Annotated in this window: 18 protein-coding genes; 5 read left to right on the forward strand and 13 right to left on the reverse strand. The window is 69.3% G+C overall.

All coding sequences use genetic code 11. The features are described 5' to 3' along the window. Window positions 1–38: 38 nt before the first annotated feature. Window positions 39–1,439: an MFS transporter gene (locus AB0B64_RS51475; protein ID WP_357946225.1), complete on the forward strand. Its 1,401-nt coding sequence runs from the start codon at window positions 39–41 to the stop codon at window positions 1,437–1,439. Here AB0B64_RS51475 and AB0B64_RS51480 read toward each other — a convergent pair. After that, entirely contained in the window at window positions 1,429–2,658 is a 1,230-nt protein-coding gene (locus tag AB0B64_RS51480; protein ID WP_357946223.1) for a cytochrome P450, read from the reverse strand. The two genes, AB0B64_RS51475 and AB0B64_RS51480, sit on opposite strands and share 11 nt — an antisense overlap. A gap of 67 nt (window positions 2,659–2,725) precedes the next feature. Here AB0B64_RS51480 and AB0B64_RS51485 point away from each other — a divergent pair, with 67 nt between their 5' ends. Continuing rightward, window positions 2,726–4,120 carry an FG-GAP and VCBS repeat-containing protein gene (locus AB0B64_RS51485; protein ID WP_358197515.1) on the forward strand — a complete coding sequence of 465 codons (1,395 nt, stop codon included), beginning with the start codon at window positions 2,726–2,728 and terminating at the stop codon, window positions 4,118–4,120. 109 nt (window positions 4,121–4,229) lie between these two features. On the opposite strand, the gene AB0B64_RS51490 is transcribed toward AB0B64_RS51485, so the two are convergent. The 6 genes from AB0B64_RS51490 to AB0B64_RS51515 are packed head-to-tail and all read right to left on the reverse strand — an operon-like array spanning window position 4,230 to window position 9,685. After that, complete coding sequence (locus tag AB0B64_RS51490) at window positions 4,230–5,102, reverse strand: ATP-binding cassette domain-containing protein (RefSeq protein WP_358197527.1); 873 nt, start codon at window positions 5,100–5,102, stop codon at window positions 4,230–4,232. Further along, the gene (locus AB0B64_RS51495) at window positions 5,095–6,144 is read right to left on the reverse strand and encodes an ABC transporter ATP-binding protein (protein WP_358197536.1); all 1,050 of its coding nucleotides are present in this window, start codon (window positions 6,142–6,144) and stop codon (window positions 5,095–5,097) included. Before AB0B64_RS51495 ends, AB0B64_RS51490 begins: the two co-directional genes overlap by 8 nt. Then, complete coding sequence (locus AB0B64_RS51500) at window positions 6,141–7,019, reverse strand: ABC transporter permease (protein ID WP_358197545.1); 879 nt, start codon at window positions 7,017–7,019, stop codon at window positions 6,141–6,143. Before AB0B64_RS51500 ends, AB0B64_RS51495 begins: the two co-directional genes overlap by 4 nt. Beyond that, window positions 7,016–7,966 (reverse strand): ABC transporter permease, encoded by a 951-nt coding sequence (locus AB0B64_RS51505; RefSeq protein ID WP_358197553.1) that lies wholly within the window; start codon window positions 7,964–7,966, stop codon window positions 7,016–7,018. The genes AB0B64_RS51500 and AB0B64_RS51505 overlap by 4 nt, the downstream gene beginning before the upstream one ends. Window positions 7,967–7,982: 16 nt before the next feature. Beyond that, a complete protein-coding gene (locus tag AB0B64_RS51510) occupies window positions 7,983–9,509 on the reverse strand; it encodes an ABC transporter substrate-binding protein (RefSeq protein WP_358197558.1) in 1,527 nt (508 codons plus the stop codon). Further along, entirely contained in the window at window positions 9,506–9,685 is a 180-nt protein-coding gene (locus AB0B64_RS51515) for a hypothetical protein (RefSeq protein WP_357946204.1), read from the reverse strand. The genes AB0B64_RS51510 and AB0B64_RS51515 overlap by 4 nt, the downstream gene beginning before the upstream one ends. A 119-nt stretch (window positions 9,686–9,804) precedes the next feature. Between AB0B64_RS51515 and AB0B64_RS51520 the strand changes: the two genes are divergently transcribed. The 3 genes from AB0B64_RS51520 (at window position 9,805) to AB0B64_RS51530 (ending at window position 14,431) form a co-directional block, all read left to right on the forward strand. Further along, window positions 9,805–11,265: an amidase gene (locus tag AB0B64_RS51520; protein WP_358197569.1), complete on the forward strand. Its 1,461-nt coding sequence runs from the start codon at window positions 9,805–9,807 to the stop codon at window positions 11,263–11,265. Further along, window positions 11,262–12,026: a FadR/GntR family transcriptional regulator gene (locus AB0B64_RS51525; protein WP_358197577.1), complete on the forward strand. Its 765-nt coding sequence runs from the start codon at window positions 11,262–11,264 to the stop codon at window positions 12,024–12,026. Before AB0B64_RS51520 ends, AB0B64_RS51525 begins: the two co-directional genes overlap by 4 nt. Before the next feature lie 137 nt (window positions 12,027–12,163). After that, complete coding sequence (locus AB0B64_RS51530; protein WP_358197584.1) at window positions 12,164–14,431, forward strand: arylsulfatase; 2,268 nt, start codon at window positions 12,164–12,166, stop codon at window positions 14,429–14,431. A gap of 8 nt (window positions 14,432–14,439) precedes the next feature. On the opposite strand, the gene AB0B64_RS51535 is transcribed toward AB0B64_RS51530, so the two are convergent. The 6 genes from AB0B64_RS51535 to AB0B64_RS51560 are packed head-to-tail and all read right to left on the reverse strand — an operon-like array spanning window position 14,440 to window position 20,346. Continuing rightward, the gene (locus AB0B64_RS51535; RefSeq protein WP_358197595.1) at window positions 14,440–15,966 is read right to left on the reverse strand and encodes a HAMP domain-containing sensor histidine kinase; all 1,527 of its coding nucleotides are present in this window, start codon (window positions 15,964–15,966) and stop codon (window positions 14,440–14,442) included. Between the two features lie 26 nt (window positions 15,967–15,992). After that, complete coding sequence (locus AB0B64_RS51540; RefSeq protein WP_225291483.1) at window positions 15,993–16,685, reverse strand: response regulator transcription factor; 693 nt, start codon at window positions 16,683–16,685, stop codon at window positions 15,993–15,995. Then, the gene (locus tag AB0B64_RS51545; protein ID WP_357946190.1) at window positions 16,682–17,212 is read right to left on the reverse strand and encodes a hypothetical protein; all 531 of its coding nucleotides are present in this window, start codon (window positions 17,210–17,212) and stop codon (window positions 16,682–16,684) included. The genes AB0B64_RS51540 and AB0B64_RS51545 overlap by 4 nt, the downstream gene beginning before the upstream one ends. Before the next feature lie 22 nt (window positions 17,213–17,234). Further along, window positions 17,235–18,509 carry an ABC transporter permease gene (locus tag AB0B64_RS51550; protein ID WP_358197610.1) on the reverse strand — a complete coding sequence of 425 codons (1,275 nt, stop codon included), beginning with the start codon at window positions 18,507–18,509 and terminating at the stop codon, window positions 17,235–17,237. Continuing rightward, complete coding sequence (locus AB0B64_RS51555; protein WP_357946184.1) at window positions 18,506–19,237, reverse strand: ABC transporter ATP-binding protein; 732 nt, start codon at window positions 19,235–19,237, stop codon at window positions 18,506–18,508. The genes AB0B64_RS51550 and AB0B64_RS51555 overlap by 4 nt, the downstream gene beginning before the upstream one ends. Then, complete coding sequence (locus AB0B64_RS51560; RefSeq protein WP_358197624.1) at window positions 19,234–20,346, reverse strand: biotin/lipoyl-binding protein; 1,113 nt, start codon at window positions 20,344–20,346, stop codon at window positions 19,234–19,236. The genes AB0B64_RS51555 and AB0B64_RS51560 overlap by 4 nt, the downstream gene beginning before the upstream one ends. Between the last annotated feature and the right edge of the window lie 121 nt (window positions 20,347–20,467).

Raw genomic sequence — 20,467 nt, forward strand, 5'->3', positions numbered from 1 at the left:
GACCGCTATGCACCGAAAGAGGTGACAGGATTGCCCTCATGCAGGACGACCACGTAGCGCTCAAATCCGCCCGAGGGCGCTGGATCCTGGCGGCCACCGTGCTGGGCTCCGGGATGGCCATGCTCGACAGCACCGTAGTGAACGTCGCGCTGCCCTTCCTCGGCGACGACCTCGACGCGGACATGGCCGGCCTGCAGTGGACGATCAACGCCTACACGCTCACCCTGGCCGGGCTGATCCTGCTGGGCGGCTCGCTCGGTGACCGCTACGGCAGGCGCAAGGTGTTCCTGATCGGCACGGTCTGGTTCGCGCTGGCCTCGGCGCTGTGCGGGCTCTCGCCGAACGTCGAGTTCCTGGTGGCCGCCCGCGCGCTGCAAGGCGTCGGCGGCGCGCTGCTCACCCCGGGGTCGCTGGCGATCATCCAGGCGTCGTTCGTCAGGGACGACCGGCCGCGCGCGGTCGGCGCCTGGTCAGGGCTGGGTGGGGTGGCCGCCGCGATCGGTCCGCTGCTGGGCGGGGTGCTGGTGCAGACGGCGGGCTGGCGGTGGGCGTTCCTGCTCAACCTGCCCGTCGCGGCGCTGGTCGTGCTGGTCACGGTGCGGCACGTGCCCGAGAGCAGGGACGAGCAGGCCGCGGGCCGGTTCGACGTGCTGGGGGCGGTGCTGGCGGCGCTGGCCCTGGCATTCCTCACCTACGGCCTGATCGAGAAGGGGGCGACGATCCCGCTGATCGCGGGGGTGGCGCTGGGCGTGGCGTTCGTGGTGCTGGAGAAGCGCAGGTCCCCCGACGCGCTGGTGCCGGTGAGCATCTTCCGGGACCGGGTGTTCACGGCCGTGAACGTGGTGACGCTGATCATGTACGCGGCCATGGGCGTGGTGTTCTTCCTGCTCGTCGTGCAGTTGCAGGTGGTGTCCGGGTTCGCGGCGACCCCGGCCGGGCTGTCGCTGCTGCCGACGACCATCCTGATGCTGCTGCTGTCGGCGCGCGCCGGTGAGGTGGCCAAGCGCTACGGCCCGCGCTGGCCCATGACGATCGGCATCCTGGTGGCCGGGCTCGGTTTCCTCCTGATGAGCACGATCGGTTTCGGCGCCTCGTACGTTCTTCAGGTCATCCCCGCGGTCACGGTGTTCGGGCTCGGTCTGTCGGCGGCGGTGGCGCCGCTGACCGCGACCGTGCTGGCCACCGTCGAAGAGCGCCACGCCGGTACGGCCAGCGGCGTCAACAACGCGGTGGCCCGTACCGGCAGCCTGCTCGCGGTGGCCGCCGTGCCGCCCCTGGTCGGCCTGGTCGGCGACGCCTTCAAGAACCCGCCCGTCTTCAACGCGGGCTTCCACACCGCGATGCTGATCAGCGCCGCGATGATGGTCGTCGCGGCACTGATCACCTTCCTGACGATCAGAAGGAACGTCCTGGCCCCGGAAGAGCAGCTCAGAACGTGAACCCCTGACTGCGGACGCTGTTGTCGAAGTTGGACAGCAGCAGCTCCGGCTCGCCGACCGCGCGGATCTCCGGCAACCTGGTCAGCAGCACGCGGAACATCGTCCGCATCTCCTGCCTGGCCAGGTTGGCGCCCAGGCAGAAGTGCGGGCCCGGCCCGCCGAAGCCGACGTGCGGCTTGGTCTCGCGGGTGATGTCGAAACTGTCGGGATCGGGGAAGACGGTCTCGTCACGGTTGGCCGAGCCGTAGAAGAGGACCACCTTGTCGCCCTTCTTCAGCTCCAGGCCGCGCAGGGAGTAGTCCTGGGTCAGCGTGCGCCGGAACTGCATGATCGGCGACACATAGCGGACCATCTCCTCGATCGCGTTGCCGATGCGGCCGTCGAAGTCCTCCATCAGCAGGTCGCGCTGCGCGGGGTTGTCGGTGAGCAGCTTGATGCCGTGGGCCATCGTGTTGCGCGCGGTCTCGTTGCCCGCCACCAGGAGCAGGGCGAAGAAGGAGCCGAGCTCGCGGTCGGTGAGCTTCTCGCCGTCGGGGTTGGCGGTGACCAGCAGGGACACCAGGTCGCCTTGGGGATCGGCGGCCCGCTCGTGCCCCAGCTTGATCACCATGCGCTGGAGGGCGAGCAGGGCCAGCATGTTCTGGCCGGCCAGCTGAACGCTGCGGGCCAGGCTGGGGCGTACGCCGGTGTAGGCGGTGGAGACGTCTACGTGTTCGTGGACCTTCGCCCGCAGGTCGTCGGGGATGCCCATCATGTCGCAGATGACGTGGATGGGGAGCCGGGCCGCGACCTGGCCGACGAAGTCGCGCGGGCCCTGCTCGATGACGTCGTCGACGATCCGCTCGCACGCGGCCTCGATGTCGTCCTGCAGACCGGAGAGCATGCGCGGGCTGAACGAGCGGGTGACGATGCGCCGCAGCCGGGCGTGGCGCGGGTCGTCCATGTTGACCATCGACTCGCCGAACACCTGCTTGACCCAGCCGGGCGGCTCCGGGTTGGTGACGGCGGGCTCGCTGGAGAAGACCTTGGCGTCGCGGCTGGCCTCGACCACGTCCGCATGCCTGACCAGGGCGTAGAAGCCGCTGCCTGACCGGAGGAAGGGCACCTTCTTCTCTGGGAAGAACACGGGATGCTCTAACTGCCGGAGTCTGGCGAACGCCTCATGCCGGGCCTTGGGGGACTGGCGCCAGAAACCCAGATCCGCGAGGTCGATGTCCACCCGCCTATCCTGGCACGTTCCCGTAGCGTTAAGACCTGGTTCGGTCGGGGCGGAAATACCTACCTGTATGAACGCACTGCTAGCCGCCTGCCTGGTTCTTCCCCTCGTTTCGGGTACGAGTCACGCCGCGGCTCCGTCGTGTGGCGGATCCCCTTCCGACTTCGACGGCGACGGCCGTCCCGATCTGGCGGTGGCCGCCCCCTACGACAACCGGCGGGCCGGCTCCGTGACGGTCGTCTACGGCAGCGGGCGCAAGGAGAAGCTGACCCAGGAGGGCGCCGAGCCGGGTGACTCGTTCGGCTCGGCTCTGGCGGTGGGCGACTTCAACGCGGACGGATGCGCCGACCTGGCGGTGGGCGTGTCAGAGGAGTTCGTGGGCGAGCGCGTGCCGGGGGCCGACGGCAACGGCGTTGTCGAGCTGTTCCACGGCTCGCCCACGGGCCTGCGGCCGGGCAAGGAGCTGGCGCCGGCGAAGCCGTCGAGCGACCGGTTCGGGGCGTCGCTGGCCGCCGGTGACTTCGACGGTGACGGACGCGACGAGCTCGCGGTGGGCGCCCCTGGCCACCGTACGGGCGGGGGCGTCACGATCTACTGGATGAAGGGCCGCAAGCCGTACCAGATCACTCAGAAGACCCCCTGGGTACGGCAGGCGGCAAGCGTGACGGACCAGTGGGGCGCGGCCCTGGCGACCGGCGACTTCAACGGCGACGGGCGGGCCGAGCTGGCCGTGGGCGCCCCCGCCGACAGCGTCACCCAGGACGGCCAGGGCTCCGTCACCGTCATCGACGTGCGGGGCCGGCGGGCCGGGCTGCTCACCCAGAGCAGCCCCGGGATCAAGGGCTCGGCGGAGAAGTGGGACGCCTTCGGGGCGGCGCTGACGACCGGCGACTTCGACGCCGACGGGCACGACGACCTGGCCGTTGGCGTACCCGGCGAAGGGCTGAGCGCCAACCAGCGGGCGATGGACTACGGCGACGGGGCCGTGCACGTCCTGTACGGGAGCGGGAGCGCGCTGCTGCGCGGCGCCCGGTCGGAGATGTGGACGCAACGGCTGCTCAAGGGCACGCCCCGCTACTACGACCGGTTCGGCGCCGCGCTGGCGGCCGGGGACTTCAACGGCGACGGCGACGACGAGCTGGCCGTCGGCGTACCCGGAGAGAAGGGGGTCCAAGTGCTGGCCGGGGCCAGGAAGGGCGGGCTGACGAAGGACGGCAACCTGCTCATCAAGGGCAAGGGGCGCGATTTCGGCGCGTCCCTGGCCGCGCTGCCCGCGCTCGGCGGGCGCTACCGGCAGCTCACCAAGGAACGTCCGCTGTACGGGCTGGTGGTGGCGGCGCCGGACCAGGGCAAGGTGCTGTACGTGCCCGGCTCGCGTCAGACGGGCCTGCGTCCCGGACTGCTCCCGAGAAAGGTCCGCGAGCTGAGCAGCGGCCCCGGCCTGTACGGCTACGCGTTCGGCTGATCCCAGTCTGAGAGGCGAGGCGATACACACTTGTCGCCGATGGGAAGACCCGCGGGACTCCCCACGGGCCAGTCGCCGCCGGCGGGTTGGACGTGGGCGGTCACGGTCGCTACTCCCGGTTGAGGTCGGCCGCCGACACACCGGACAGTGCCTTGCCCAGAGTCGGAACGGCGGCGATGAGCCTGCGTGTGTAGGAATGTTGCGGTTCCTCGTACACCTGCTCCGTGGACCCGATCTCCACGATCTCCCCGGCATGCATGACCGCGACCCGGTCGCACACATGACGTACCACGGACAGGTCGTGGGAGACGAAGACCAGCGTGAGGGACAACTCGTCGACGAGGTCGGCGATGAGGTTGAGCACTTGGGCCCGGACGGACACGTCCAGGGCGCTCACCGGCTCGTCCGCCACGATGATCTTCGGGCGGGGGGCGAGAGCGCGCGCGATCGAGATGCGCTGCCGCTGGCCGCCGGAGAACTGGTGTGGATACCGGTCCGCCGCGTCGGCTCGCAGGCCGACGGCCTCGAGCAACTCGGCCACCCGCTCCTTGCGGTTCCGGTGCCCCTGCGCGACGAGCGGCTCGGCCACGATGTCGCCAACGCGCATGCGCGGGTCCAGCGAACTCATCGGGTCCTGGAACACGAGTTGGAGCCGCTCGCGGACGAACCGGAGCCGGCTCTCCCGGAGCCCGGTGATGTCCCGGCCGTCGATCGCGACGCTGCCGCTGGTGGGGCGGTCGAGCCCGGCCAGAATGCGCAGCAGGGTCGACTTGCCGCACCCCGACTCGCCCACGATGCCGAACCGCTGCCCCTGGGGGACGGCGAAGCTGACGCCGCGCAGCGCGTGCACCGGCGGGCTGGGGTGGCGCAGCGAGGTACGAGGCCGTCGGTAGTCGCGCGTGACGTCACGGACGCTGATGGCGTCCGCGGGGCCGGTCTGCGACCCGGGTGCGAGGGGGGCGCTGGTCGGCTGCTCAGCCACGGCCGGCCTCCTGGTTCATGGGTGTGCCGGTCCCGCGTGCGCCGCTCTCGGATACCGGGTGGAAGCAGGCGTAGCCGGAGTCCGGCCCGGTAGGGACCCATTCGGGCCTGGTGGCGCAGACGTCGGTCGCCTGAGCGCACCTGTTTCTGAAGACGCATCCGGCGGGAAACCGGCCCGCCGGCGGAACCGACCCGCCGATCGTGGCCAGCCGACCGCGGTCGTCGACCACGGTCAGGTCCGACGCGCCGATCAGGCCCTGGGTGTAGCGGTGCCGGGGGCGCGTGAACACCTCCCGGACCGGGCCGGACTCGATCAACCGCCCGCCGTACATGACCATGACCCGCTCGCAGACGGTGGCCACCACGGCCAGGTCGTGGGTGATGAAGAGCATGGCCGACCTGCGTTCCTGGACACCCCGCACGATCAGGTCGAGCACCCGCGCCTGCACCGTGACGTCGAGCGCGGTGGTGGGTTCGTCGCAGACCAGGAGCGCGGGGTCGTTCGCGAGCGCGATGGCCAGCACCACCCGCTGCCGCTGGCCTCCGGAGAACTGGTGCGGGTAGGCGGTCGCGGCGGCCGCGGGATCGGGCAGCCCCACCTGGGCGAGCAGTTCCACGGCGGCGGCTTGGGCGGACGCGCGGTCGGGCCTGGTCCGGTGGATCAGCAGCACCTCGGCGATCTGCCGCCCGACCCTCATGGTGGGGTTCAGAGCGGTCATGGGCTCCTGGAAGACCATGGCGATCTCCTTGCCCCGCACCCGGGACATCCGCGCCTCGTCGGCACCCACCAGGTCGTGGTCGACTCCGGCGAGCCGCACCGAACCCGTGGCCCGGAGTCCCTCAGGCAGCAGCCCCATGACGCTCAGTGCGGTCAGCGACTTGCCCGACCCCGATTCACCGATCAGACCGACCCGCTCGCCGGCCCGGATGGTGAAGTCGACATCTTCGAGGAGCTTGAGGCCGCCCACCGCGACGTCGAGATTCCGCACGGCCAGGACGTCGTCCGGCCCGGCGGCCGGCGTCGTGTCAGGTGCCGGGGTCATCGGCGGTCCTCCAGCTTGGGGTCGAAACGGTCGCGCAGGCCGTCACCGAGCAGGTTGAATCCGAGCACCGCCACCGCGATCGCGATGCCCGGGAACACGGCGAGCCGGGGAGCGGACCACAGCATCTCCTGGCTCTCCTGCAGCATCCGGCCCCAGGACGGTACCGGGGGCGGGGTGCCGAAGCCCAGGAAGGACAGCGCGGCTTCGGCGAGTACGGCGATGGCGAAACCGACCGACGACTGGACGATGACGAGACTGCTGACGTTGGGCAGGACATGCCGCAGGCCGATCGAGAACGGCCTGCGGCCCGCCGCGCGCGCCGCGATGACGTACTCGGTCTTCATGACCTGCAGCGTGCCGCTGCGGGTCAGCCGGGCGAAATGGGGGATGGACGCGATGCCGATGGCGACCATCGCGACCAGCGTGCTGGCGCCGTACACGGCGGCGAACATGATGGTCAGCAGGAGCGCCGGGAAGGCGAGAAGCAGGTCGTTGCCGCGCATCAGGAGCTCGCCGAACCAGCGGGGCGCCATCCCGGCGACGATGCCAAGGGGCACTCCGACCAGGGCGGCGACTCCCACCGCCACGAAGCCGACGAACAGCGTGGTGCGCGAGCCCACCAGGATCTGGCTGAACACGTCGCGGCCGAACTTGTCCGTGCCGAACCAGTACTCCAGCGACGGCTTCCGCAGCCGCGCCATGGCGTTCACCAGGGTCGGGTCGTGCGGGGTCCACACGAAGGACAGCAGCGCCATGCCGAGCACGACCGAGACGATGAGACCGCCCACCAGAAGGCTGCCTGTTATCGGGCGGCGCCGCCGACGGCCGTCGGGCACCGTGGACGCGGTAGCGGCTTCCGTGTCCAGAGCACTCATGACGCACCCGCCCTGAGCCGTGGGTCGATCATCAGGTAGATCACGTCCACCAGGAAGTTCACCAGCAGCACCGCCATTGCGATGATCATGACCACGTCCTGCACCATGATGAGGTCCCGGTTGGAGACGCTGTCCAGCAGCAGGCTGCCGAGCCCGGGGATGACGAAGACCCGTTCGATGACGACCGCGCCCACCAGCAGCGTGGCGAGCTGCAACGCCATGACGGTGACCACGGGCACCGCCGCGTTCCGCAGGCCGTGCCGCAGCAGTGCCCGCGTCGGGCGAAGTCCTTTGGCGCGAGCGGTGCGCAGATAGTCCTCCCGGAGGACGTCGAGCACGGCGCTGCGTACGTAGCGGGTGAGCACCGCCCCCTGCACCAGGCCGAGGGACAGCGCGGGCAGCACCAGCTGCTTGAGGAACAGGACCGGATCCTGCGCCGGGGGTGTCCAGCCGTTCGCCGGCAGCCACCCGAGCCCCACCGCGAACACGGTGATCAGGAGGATGCCCGCGAGGAAGGCCGGGACGGCCACGCCGACTTGGGACAGGGCCGAGAGAATGAGCCCGGACGGCCTGCGGTGCCGCATGGCCATGAGCGTGGCCATGGGGACCGCCAGGACACAGGCGAGCACCATCGCGGTGCCGACGAGCCACAGGGTGACCAGAAGGCGGTCGGCGATCTGCGGGCCGATCGGCGTGTGTGAGATGTAGGAGTTCCCCGGGTCGAAGGTCACCAGTCCGTGTACCCAGCTGAGGTACTGGGCCGCGAGCGGCCGGTTGAGCCCGAACTCCGCGCGCAGCTGCGCCACCGCCGTGTCCGACGCGTTGACGCCGAGGGCGACACGGGCCGGATCCCCTGGCAGCACCGCCATGAACGCGAACACCATCACGGAGCTCACGACAAGGCTGGCCAGGAGGATCGCGACCCGCTGCACCAGACGGACGATCATCGGTTGACGCCGCCTTTCACGAGCGGCCCAGACCGGTGAGATCCAGTGACTCGGAGACGGAGTTCACGGGCAGGCCGGTGATGTCCTTGTCCGCCACCATCAGGTTCGGCAGCAGGAACAGCCAGTCGGCCGCGGCGTCCTTGGACAGCAGCCGGGCGGCCTCCCGCATATGGGCGATCTCCTGCTCCTGAGTGCCCTCGTCCGCCTTCTTCAGCAACGCGCGGAATTCAGGGTTGTCGTAGCGGGTGTAGTAGGTCTTGTTCCCGAACACCGTATAGATGTCGCGGGGCTCCACATGGGAGATGATGGACATGTCATAGTCGGCGTTCTTGAACACGGTGGTCAGCCAGGCGGCGGGAAACTCCAGCTGGTCGAGCTCGACCTTGAACCCGGCCTGTTCGAGCTGGCTCTTGACCACGGTGCCGCACGCGGTGGCGTAAGGCAGCGTCGGAAGCCGCAGCCGCAGCGTGGTGCCGGCTTCGCCGGACTCCTCGAGGAGCTTCTTGGCCTTGCCGATGTCGTACGGATACTCGTTCGCGAGGTCCTCGTACCACGGGTCGGTCGGCGGGACCATGCTGCCGATGAGCTTGCCGCGGCCTGCCCAGCAGGTGTCCACCAGGGCTTTGTGGTCGATGGCGTAGCGGACTGCCTGGCGGGCCTTCAGATTCTTCAGCGGGCCCGAGCCGTTGTTGAAGGAGAGGACCACCTCGCCGTTGGTCGAGCCTTCGATGATCTGGTACTTCGGGTTGTTCTGGAACCGGTCCAGAGCATCCGGGGGCTGCATCGTGCCGATCACGTTGATGGTGCCCGTGAGCAGCGCGTTGTGCATGGCCGTCGGGTCCTTGAAGTACTTGAGGGTGACCGACGCGAAGTGCGGTTTGGGCCCCCAGTAGCCATCATTGCGGGCCAGCGTGATCGAGTCGCCGCGGGTCCACGACTTCAGCGCGTATGGGCCGGTGCCCACCGGCTCGGTGGCCAGCTTGCTCACGCCGGTCCGGCTGAACATCGCGCCTACGCGGGTGGTCATCCAGTACAGCCAGTTGTTGCTCGGCTCTTTCAGGGTGACCTTCAGTTCGGTGGGCGACACCGCCTGCACCGTGTCGACGACGTCCATCCGGGACTTCAGCGCTATCGTCCAGCCGGACGTGACGCGTTCGATGGAGAACTTGGCGTCCTCGGCCGTGAACGGCGCGCCATTGCTGAACTTGGCGTCCTTCACCAACTGGAACGTGTATGTCTTGCGGTCCTTGGACAGGGTCCACGACGTGGCCAGATCGGGCTCTATCTTCCCGGACTGGTCCGCCTTCACCAGGTTCTCGTAGACGTTGTACAGCAGTGCCTGCGGAATGGCCGCACCTTCGGTTTTGGTGAAGTCGAGGTTGGCCGGCTCGGCGACGAGGCCGATCTTCAGGGTGTCGCCCGCAGGGCCGCCGGTGCTGTTTCCCGCTGTCGTGGACCCGGCCGAGCAGGCTGTCAGCAGCAGCGATGCGACCGCGGCCGCGACCGTCCCGAGGTGCCGCGTCCGCTGCTTGTTGGGTTTCATAGGTTCCACCCCTGGCTTTCCATCGTGTTCAGGAGGTCGAACGAGGTCACGTCGAGCCGGTGGCCGTCAACCTCCAGCGCGCTCTGGAGCGCGGGCACGGTCGCCGCGACGACCTCAGGGCCGATTCCGTCGCCCGGTATGAGGGCGAGCCGCACGACCTTGGTGTCCCTCGTCATAGACGCCACCTTCCGCATGACTGGCCTGACCAGTAAGCTCACTTGCAGGTACCGTGGCGACTGAAGCTGCACTTGTCAAGGGTTCCAATGCCCCACGCATCGCGACCGAAGGAGAGCGGGTGCTCACGGAACACGGTCTGGCCGCCATGTCGGCCGTCGAGATGGTGGCCGGATTCGCTGACCGCACCTTGTCGCCGGTCGAAGTCCACGACGCCGTCCAGTCGGTGATCGAGGCGCGTGAGAGCGTGCTCAACGCGTTCTGGGTGCGGGATCCAGCCGAGTCCCGCAAGGCGGCCCTGGCCAGCCAGGCCCGATGGGCGGCGGGGGAACCGCTCGGGCCGATCGACGGCGTGCCTGTGACGCTGAAGGAGAACATCGCCCGCAGGGGCGTCCCCATGCCCTCGGGCAACGCGGGGGTCGAGCCGGTCATCCCCGAGGTGGACGCGCCCATCACCGCGCGGGTCGTCGAATCCGGTGGGGTGATACTCGGGTCGTCCGTGATGCCGGACTGGGGCATGCTCTCCTCGGGGGTCTCCAGCCGGCACGGCATTGCGCGCAGCCCCTGGAACGCCGCCTGGACCACGGGCGGTTCCAGTTCCGGTGCGGGGGCCGCGGCCGCCGGAGGATACGGCCCGCTCCACGTCGGCACCGACATCGGGGGTTCGATCCGGCTGCCGGGCACCTGGCTGGGCCTCGCCACGCTCAAGCCCAGCTACGGGAGGATCCCGCTGGACACCCCGTACCTGGGGCGCACCGCCGGCCCCATGACGCGCACCGTGTCGGACGCGGCCCTGTTCATGCGTGTCCTGAGCAGGCCGGATCCCCGGGACTGGTCAAGCCTGCCACCGCAGGACATCGACTGGTCGGCGCTGGACGGCGATGTACGCGGGCTGCGGGTGGGCGTGCACCTGGACGCCGGTTGCGGGGAGCCATGCGACGCCGAGATCCTCGCTGCGGTGAACCGCGCCGCCGCGGTCTTCGAGGCGGCGGGAGCCGTCGTGGAGCCGGTCGAGCCGTTCATGAGCCAAGATCTCCTCGACGACCTGGATCTGTTCTGGCGGGTGCGGTCCTGGAACGACTTCCGGGAACTGGCGCCCGAGGCCGGGCTGCGCGTCCACCCCTACGTCATCCAATGGTGCCAGGGGGGTGCGGACATATCGGGCACAAGGCTACTCCAGTGCTACCAGCAGATCATGCGCATCCAGGCGCGGACCGTGGCGGCGACGCTTCCCTACGACCTCGTGCTCTCACCGGTCGCTCCGGTGGCGGCGTTTCCCGCTGAGCAGCCAATGCCGTTCATGGGGGACGGGAAGACCATGTCCCACATCGGCTTCACCGCGCCGTACAACATGTCGGGGCAACCCGCGGCGACCGTCAACTGCGGCTTTACGGCGGACCGTCGGCCCATCGGGGTGCAGATCGCGGGCCGTCGCTTCAACGATCTCGGCGTCTTGAGGGCGGCGGCGTGGTACGAACGGAACCGACCTGCCGATGCGGTCCCGCGCTGGCCGGACAGCGTCCCCGGGGCGCCCACCGGGGAGAAGACGACATGGACCACGCTCGAGGGGAAGAAGCCATGAGTGACGGGGCACAGTTCCGGCAGGTTTCGCCGGTACGGCTCTACCAGCGCATCGTCGAGCAGATCGAGCAAGCGATCGCTCGAGGTGACCTGAAGCCCGGTCAACGGCTGCCGAGCGAACGAGAGCTGGTGACGCAGTTCGGGGCGAGCCGCCCCACAGTGCGAGAGGCCTTGCGCGTGCTGGAGAGCAACGGGCTCGTCCGCTCGCGTCCGGGTGACCCGAACGGCCCAGAGATCCTGCCGTTCTCGTCGGCCGGTCTGACCAAGGAGATGACCCGGCTCGTCCAGTTCGACAACATGTCGATGGCCGAATTGATCTCGTTCCGCATGATCCTCGACGGGTCGGCGAGCTTGCTGGCGGCTCGGCTGCGGTCCGAGGAGGAGCTGTCCTCCATGGAACGGACGATTGCCGTCATGTCGGACGCGATCGAGGCAGGGTACGAGGAGTTCAGCAAGGCGGACGTCGCATTCCATGAGGCGGTGGCCCGGGCCGGCCGCAACTCCCTCATCGAGGTCTGCAACCAGGTGGTCCGGGACGCTGTCCTCTCGCTGATCTCGGACAAGGTCGCCCACGCGCTCAACAGCACGGCGCTCATGCGGGAGTCGCTCCACCACCACCAGGAGGTGCTGGAGGCGATCAGGGAACGGGACGGCTTGGCGGCGGCACGCATCTCGCGGCGCAATCTCTACGACTACTACGCCGGCTACGTCACCGAGAACGAGCAAGGGCTGCTGCTCGCGCTCGTGGACGAAGAGCCCTGAACCTTCCTCGGAACCTCCAGGGGCTGCCGACCGCGCCAAGCCTTCGAATCCCACCTGTCCGATCGCCGCGCCGCTCAGCAGATGTGATGAGTGCGGACCCCGCTGCGGTCACATGTTCACGCAAAGGAGCGTCCTGGATGACCAACGCCTCTCCGCATCCGCCGGCCGCGAGCGGTACCTTCCACGGCAAGATCGGCATGACCTACGAGGAGTCGACTCCGTGGTGGCCCGAACCGCAGGCACTTCCCGAGGACACACCCAATGTCGTGATAATCGTGCTCGACGACGTCGGCTTCTCCGACCTCGGCTGCTTCGGCTCTGACATCGACACCCCGGCCATGGACGCCCTGGCCGCCGGCGGCCTTCGCTACACGAACTTCCACACCACCACGCTGTGTTCGCCGACCCGGGCCGCCCTGCTGACCGGCCGGAACCACCACTCCGTCGGTATGCGCATGCTGTCCAACTTCGACACCGGCTTCCCCAGCGGTCGCGGACGGATCACCAGGGCCGCCGCGACGCTGTCCGAGGTGCTGCGCGACAGCGGCTTCAACACCATGGCCGTGGGCAAGTGGCACCTGGCGCCGATGGAACAGACCACCGCGTCCGGGCCGTACACCCAGTGGCCGCTGTCTCGCGGGTTCGAGCGCTACTACGGATTTCTGGAAGCGGAGACGGACAGCTTCTATCCGGAACTGTTCTACGACAACCACGCCGTGGCTCCGCCGAAGAGCCCGGAAGAGGGCTATCACCTCAGTGAGGACCTGGTCGACCGGGCCATCGAATTCATCACCGACCAGACTTCGGTCACTCCGGACAAGCCCTTCTTCCTCTACCTGGGTTTCGGCGCGGCGCACGCCCCGCACCAGGCTCCCCGGGAATACCTGGAGAAGTACCGGGGCCGGTTCGACCACGGCTGGGACGCAGAGCGCGCCACCCGGCACGCCCGCCAGATCGAACGGGGCATCCTGCCGCCCGGCACCGAATTGGCGCCGCGCAACCCCGGGGTCGTTCCCTTCGACGAACTGTCGGACGACGAGAAGAAGCTGTCCGTACGCCTTCAGGAGGCCTACGCGGCGATGGTCGACCATACCGACCACCACATCGGCCGGCTGATGGAGTTCCTGGAGCGGATGGGCCGGATGGAGAACACCATCACCATCCTGCTCTCGGACAACGGGGCCAGCCAGGAAGGCGGTCAGAAGGGTTCGCTCAACCCGACGGCATTTCAGAACGGCGTCCCCGAGGACCTCGAGGAGATGGTCGCGCGGATCGATGAGATCGGCACCACACGAGCTCACTCCAACTACCCCTGGGGCTGGGCGCAGGCGGGCAACACGCCGTTCAAGCGCTACAAGCAGAACACCCACGAAGGTGGCGTCCGCTGCCCGCTCATCGTGCGGTGGCCTCGGGGGCTGCCGCGCACCGACGAGATCAGGCAGCAGTTCCACCATGTCACCGACATCGTCCCGACCCTTTTCGAACTGCTCGGTCTGCGGGCTCCCGCGGTCTACAACGGCATCCCGCAACTGCCGATACACGGTGTCAGCATGGCCTATACCTTCGACTCGCCGACCGAGCCGACGCGCAAGGAAGCCCAGTACTTCGAAATGTTCGGGCATCGCGCGGTCTGGCACGACGGCTGGAAAGCCGTCGCCTTCCACCAACGCGGAACGCCCTTCGACGCGGACCGATGGGAGCTCTACCACCACGACACCGACTTCTCGGAATGCAACGACCTGGCGCAGGCGCGGCCCGAGCAACTGGAGAAGATGGTCTCCCGCTTCTGGGCGGAAGCCGGGAAATACGATGTGCTGCCGCTGGACGATCACGGATTCGCCTACCGGGCGAAGATTCCGCGCCCCGGCTCTCCACGCATGCGCACCACCTTCACCTACTACCCCGGCATGGCTCATCTGCCCGGCGCCGCGGTGCCGCCAGTGATGAACCGCGGGCACCGCATCACCGCGTTCGTCGACCGGACCACCGCGGCAGACGAGGGTGTCCTGGTGTCCCTGGGCAACATCAGCAGCGGATACGTCCTGTATGTCAAGGACAACCGGCTGGTCTACGAGTACAACTTCCTCGGCACCCGGTACGCGGTGACCTCGGCGGAAGACCTCCCGATCGGCCCGGCGGAGCTGACCTTCGAATTCGTCAAGACCGGTGACATGCGGGGCGTCGGACATCTGTACGTGTCAGGAAAGCCGGTCGGCACCGAGGCCATTGCGCGGGTCCTCCCGCACTTCCTGGGATGGCAGGGCCTCGACATCGGCCGGGACACCCTGTCCCCCTCCTCACCCAACTATGACGGCGAATTCGCGTTCACCGGAAAGTTGGAGAAGGTCGTCTTCACGGTCGCGCCGGACGAAGAAAGCAAGGAACCCTTCGAGCGAATCGACTGAAAAGTGGGCTAAAGCCCGTGCGGTTGAGACGTGGCCTGCCCGCTCGGCTGACGCTGAGGACGGGTGGCCTGGGACGACGGGGCGAGCGGAAGCGTGACGCGGAAGGTGGCGCCCTTGCCCGGCTCGCTCGACGCGGACACGCTGCCCCCGTGCGCCTCCACGAGCGTGGCCGCGATCGACAGCCCCAGCCCGGCACCGCCGGAGCTGCGCGCCGGATCGGCCCGGTAGAACCGCTCGAACACCCGCTCGGCCACCTCCGGTGAGAACCCGGGCCCCTCGTCGGCCACCTCGACGACGGCCTGCCCGTCACGCGCGCCGACCCCGACGGTGAAGGCCGTGCCCGGCGGCGTGTGGCTGAGCGCGTTGCCCACCAGGTTGCCCAGCACCTGCCCGAGCCGCGGTTCGTCACCGGTCACGAACACCGGCCCCTCGCTCCCGTACAGCATGACCAGCTCGATCTTCCGGTCCGGCGCGAGCGTCTGGGCGTCGATCACCGCGGTGGCGGCGAGGCTGAGCACGTCGACGGGCTGTTCGCCGAGCTCGCGGCGCTGGTCGAGCCTGGCCAGCAGCAGCATGTCCTCGACCAGCAGGCCCATCCGCGCGGCCTGCCCCTCGATCCGGCTCAGCAGCCGGGTCGCCTCCGCCAGGTCCTTGTCCGCCCCGAGCCGGAACAGCTCGGCGAACCCCCTGATCGAGGTGAGCGGGGTACGCAGCTCGTGCGAGGCGTCGGCCATGAACCTGCGGGTCAGCTCCTCCGAGCGCTGGGCCGACCGGGCCGACTCGCGGGCCGATTCGGCCGCCGCCTCGCGCTCGCGCACGGCCACCTCGATGCGGGCGAGCATGCCGTTCAGGGCCCGGCCGAGCTTGCCGACCTCGGTGGTGGCCGACCAGAGTGGTACGCGGCGGGACAGGTCGCCGTCCGCGATGTGGCGGGCGGTCCGCTCGATCTCCCCCAAAGGGCGCAGGCTCCGCCGTACGAGCCAGTAACAGGCGAAACCGAGCACCACGAGGGTCCCGCCGCCGCCGCCCGCCACGATGAGCAGCAGCTGGGAGACCGTGTCGTCCAGGTCGCCCAGGCTGATCGCGATGATCCTGCTGTCGCCGTCGCGGCCCGGCATGGCCACGGCCCGCCAGGAGGGTCCCTGCGGGTCCTGCGACTCGACGGTGAACGGCTGCCCGGCCATGAGCGCGACGTCGGTGCTGGTGAGCCTGGGCAGCTTGGGGATGTGCGTCTCGGTCGACTCGGTCATGGTCCGGATCTTGACGCCGGTGGAGTCCACGAGCACCGAGTGGAACAGGCCGAAGAAACGCTGCGGGCGTGGGCCCGGCTGCGGCTCAGGAGGCGGCGGCGCGCCCCGCCACGGCACGCTGGCGGCACGCAACTGCTGGTCGACGCGCTCGACGAGATAGCCGCGCAGCAGCCGTACGGCGAACAGCCCGGTCAGCGTGATGGCCAGCGTGACCATCAGCAAGGTCGCCGAGACGAGCCGCAGCCACAGCGGCGTCCGCGCGAGATACCTCCTCAGTCCTGCCATTCGGGAAGCCATTCGGGAAGCCGCGGTCAATCCTTGGGCGGGCGCAGGATGTAGCCGACGCCACGCAGGGTGTGCAGGTATCTCCGCTCGCCGGTGTCGATCTTGCGGCGCAGATAGGAGACGTACGACTCGACGAGCCCCACGTCGGTGCGCCAGTCGCCGTTCCAGACGTGGTCGAGGATCTGCGTCTTGGACAGCACCCGGCCCGCGTTGAGCATGAAGTAGAGCAGCAGCCGGTATTCGGTGGGCGACAGCCGCACCTGGACGCCGTCGCGCCACACCTCGTGCGTCTCCTCGTCCAACTCCAGGTCGGCGATGCGCAGCCGGTTCGGCGGCGGCGCGCCCCGCCGGGTACGGCGCAGCACCGCGCGGATGCGGGCGATGACCTCCTCCAGGCTGAACGGCTTGGTCACGTAGTCCTCGCCGAGCCCCAGCCCGGCGAGCCGGTCCTCCGGCGTGTCCTTGGCCGTCACGAACAGCACCGGGACCCGGCGGCCGCGGGACCGCAGCCTGCCCGCGACCGCCAGGCCGTCCAGGTCGGGCAGCATGACGTCCAGCATGACCAGGTCGGGCGTGCTCTGCTCGGCCACCCGCAGGGCCTCCTTGCCGTCGGCCGCCGTCAGCACCTCGAACCCGGCCATCCGCAGGCTGGCGGAGAACAGCTCCCTGATGTTGGGCTCGTCGTCCACCACCAGCAGCCTGGCCTCCGGCTCGGTCATCTGCCGACTCCCCCCTGGCTGATCGAGGTGGCGGCCACCGAGCCGTCCCCGCCCTTCTCGCCGCGGACCACGACGTTGGTGCCGGTCCGCAGGTCGGCCAGCTTGCCCGGCTTGGTCACCTGGACCGTGGTCGCGTCGGTGGTGGTGACCGTGACCGTGGAGCCGTCCATGGTCTTGACGTAGATCTTGCCGCCCTCGACCTTCTCGACCGTGCCCACGGTGCCGCCGCCCGCGCCGCCCATCCTCTGACCGTACCCGCCCGGCTGCCTGCCCTGCTGGCCGTACCCGCCGGGCTGTCTGCCCTGCTGGCCGTACCCGCCGGGCAGCTGCCGGCCGCCCGGCTGCATGGCGGCGGTCGTGTCGGGGGCGCCCAGCGCCTTCTGCGCCTGGATGCCGATCACCACCCCGGCCACCAGCACCACGCCCGCGATCAGTCCGAGCGTCACCTTCGACATCGGCTTGCGCGACTGGACGGCCAGCTCGCTGTCCAGATCGTCCGGATACGGCGAGCCGTCGAGTTTGGCCATTTCTGTCTCCTTCGGGGGTCCGTCACTCATGGCGCAGGGCCTGGATCGGCCTCAACTTGGCCGCCCTGTTGGCGGGATAGCTGCCGAAGAACAATCCGATGCCGACGGAGACGCCCAGCGCGAGCGCGACCGACGACGGTACGAGCACCGGCTGGATGCCCGCGACGGTGAAGCGGGTGCCCAGGAAGGCCACCAGCACCCCGGAGAGCCCGCCGACCAGGCTGAGCAGCGTGGCCTCCATCAGGAACTGGCCCAGGATCGCGCTCCTGGGCGCGCCGATGGCTTTGCGGATGCCGATCTCCCTGGTCCGCTCCGTGACGGTCACCAGCATGATGTTGGTGATGCCGATGCCGCCGACCAGCAGCGAGATCGCCGCGACCGCGCCGAGCAGCACGGTGAACGTGCCGGTCGCCGCGCTGACGGTCTCCTGCAGGGTGGCCTGGTTGAGGATCCGGAAGTCGGCCGAGGCGGTGCCGGTGATGCCGTGCCGCTGGTTGAGGATGGCCGTGACCTCCGACTGCGCCGACTCCGTCGCCGTCGAGCCGCCGGCCTGCACGACGATCGAGTTGAGCGAGCCGAACCCGGTCAGGCTCTGCTGTACGGCCGGCAGCGGCGCGATGGCCACGTCGTCGGCGTCCTGACCGCCCGTCGACCCGGTCTCCTTCAGCACGCCGACCACCGTGAACGGCACCCCGGAGACCGTCACCTGCTTGCCGATCGGGTCGAGCGTGCCGAACAGCTCCTCGACCACGGTCTGCCCGAGCACAACGACCTTCCTGGCGGCCAGGACGTCGTCGTTGAAGAAGTACGTGCCCTTGGTCACCGGCTTGTTCGTGGCCTCGAAGTAGCTCGGGTAGGTGCCGACGAGCTGGGCGATCGAGTGGCTGGCCGCCCCGTAGGTGGTGGCGGCCGAGGAGGCGGTCACGACCGGCGAGACCGACTTGACCGACGGGGCCACCGTCTTGTCGGTCAGGGCCTTGGCGTCGGCGAGGGTGAGCGGCCTGGCCTGGGTACGCGGGCCGGTGTTCTGCTGCCCGCCGCCGGGTCCGCCACCGCCGGCCCGCCCGAAGCCGCCGCCACCACCGCCACCGCCCGCGAAGGACTGGGAGATCGTCAGCGTGTTGGCGCCGAGCCGCTGAATGTTCTTCTGGATGCTCTGCGAGGAGCCCTCGCCGACGGCGACCAGCATGATGACCGCGGCGACGCCGATGAGGATGCCGAGCGTGGTCAGCGAGCTGCGCATCTTGTTGGCCAGCAGCCCGCGCAGGGCGAAGCGCAGGACCTCGAACTGGTTCATCGAGCGACCTCCGCCATCCGCGGCGGTGGCCCGTCGATGGGGCCCTGCCGGACGTCTTCCACGATCTCGCCGTCCACCAGCCTGATCACCCGCTTGGCGTGCGCGGCCACGTCGTTCTCGTGCGTGATGAGCACGATGGTGCGGCCCGAGTCGCTGAGCCTGTCCATGATCTCCAGTACGTCCTGCGTGGAGGCGGTGTCGAGGTTGCCGGTGGGCTCGTCGGCCAGCAGCAGGGCGGGGGCGGTGATGAGCGCCCTGGCCACGGCCACGCGTTGCTGCTGGCCGCCGGACAGCTGGTTGGGCTCGTGGTGGACGCGGTCCGACAGGCCGACCTGCTCCAGCGCGGCCAGCGCGCGCCTGCGCCGCTCGGCCTGGCCGATGCCGCCGTAGACCAGCGGCAGCTCGACGTTGGCCAGCGCGCTCATGCGCGGGATCAGGTTGAAGGACTGGAAGACGAAGCCGACCCGGCGGTTGCGCAGCTTGGCCAGCTGGTGTTCGTCGAGCTGCCCGACGTCGGCGCCGTCGATCAGATAGCGGCCGGTGGTGGGCACGTCCAGGCAGCCGAGGATGTTCATCAGCGTCGACTTGCCGGAGCCGGAGGCGCCCATGATGGCGACGTAGTCTCCCTGCTCGACGTCGAGGTTCACCCCGCGCAGCGCCCGTACCCTGGCGTCGCCCTCGCCGTACTCCTTGACCAGGTTCTGCACGCGCAGGACGGGAGCGGTCATCGCCCGCCTCCCGGCACGCCGCCGCCACCGGGGAAGCCGCCGCCGAAGCCGCCCTGCCGCTGGTTGTTGCCGGTGCCCGTGGTCGTGGTGGCCGGCGGGACGATCTGGTCGCCTTCGGAGACGCCGGACTTGATCTCGGTCAGCGAGGCGCCCTGTACGCCCACCTCTACCGGGGTTCTGATCTGCTGGCCGTTCTTGAGCAGGGTGACCGTGTTCTGTCCGCCGCTGGTGGAGATCGCGGTGGAAGGTACGGAGATGACGTTCTCCGCCTCGCCGGTCACCACCTCCACGGTGGTGGTCTGCCCGAGTCGCACCTGTTTGGGAACCTTGGTGAAGGAGATCGTCACCGGATACTGCACGACGTTGTTGCTGGTGGCGGCGACCGGCTCGATCTGGGTGACCTTGCCGGTGGCCGTGACGCCCGGCAGCGCGTCGAACGTGACAGTGGCCGCCTGGCCGACCTTGAGCTTGCTGACGTCCGACTCGGTGAAGGTACCGACCAGCTGGAGTTTGCCGGTGTCGGCCAGATCGATGAACCCGGATCCCGATCCGCTGCCCGACTGGCTGCCGCCCTGCCCGCTCTGGCCGGTGCTTTGGCCGGTGCTCTGAGTGGTGGACGTGCCGGACCCGTTGGAGGAACCGCCGACGGTGCCATTGACGGCCGTGACCGTGCCGCCGAACGGCGCTCGCAGCACCGTCGCCGCGGCCGTCCGCTGAGCCTCGCGGTAGGCGTTGCGCGCCTTGATGTAGGCGGCGTAGAGCTGGGCGGTCGAGGTCCCGTCGTCGACGGCGCTGTTGTATGTGGCGCGGGCGGCCGACAGGCTCTCCTGCGCCGCCGCGTCGTCGAGCCTGGCCAGGATGTCGTCCTTGCGAACCTTGTCACCGGCCTTGACGTAGATGCGCTCGACCGTGCCGCTCGTGCCGAACGCGAGCGCTCTGCTCTTGGAGCTCTCCACCGCCCCCGAGGCGGACACCGAGGCGGTCACGGTGCCGCGCCCGGCGGTCACCGTGCGAGTGACCGTCTCACTCGCCACCTCGCCCGTGCCGAGCTGGGCGTACGCGAACGCGACCCCGCCCAGCAGGAGCACGCTCAGGGCTCCGTTGGTCATCAGCGCTCTGCGCCTTGTCGACACCTTCACAGGCGGTGACCCTTGCACACCAGTCTGCGCTGGAGCCGGGAGCTAGCTGAAGGTTCGCTGACAAAACCGGAGCATACGGAGACACACAGAC

Origin of the sequence: Nonomuraea sp. NPDC049129 (assembly GCF_040648495.1) — a bacterium.
Lineage (GTDB): Bacteria > Actinomycetota > Actinomycetes > Streptosporangiales > Streptosporangiaceae > Nonomuraea.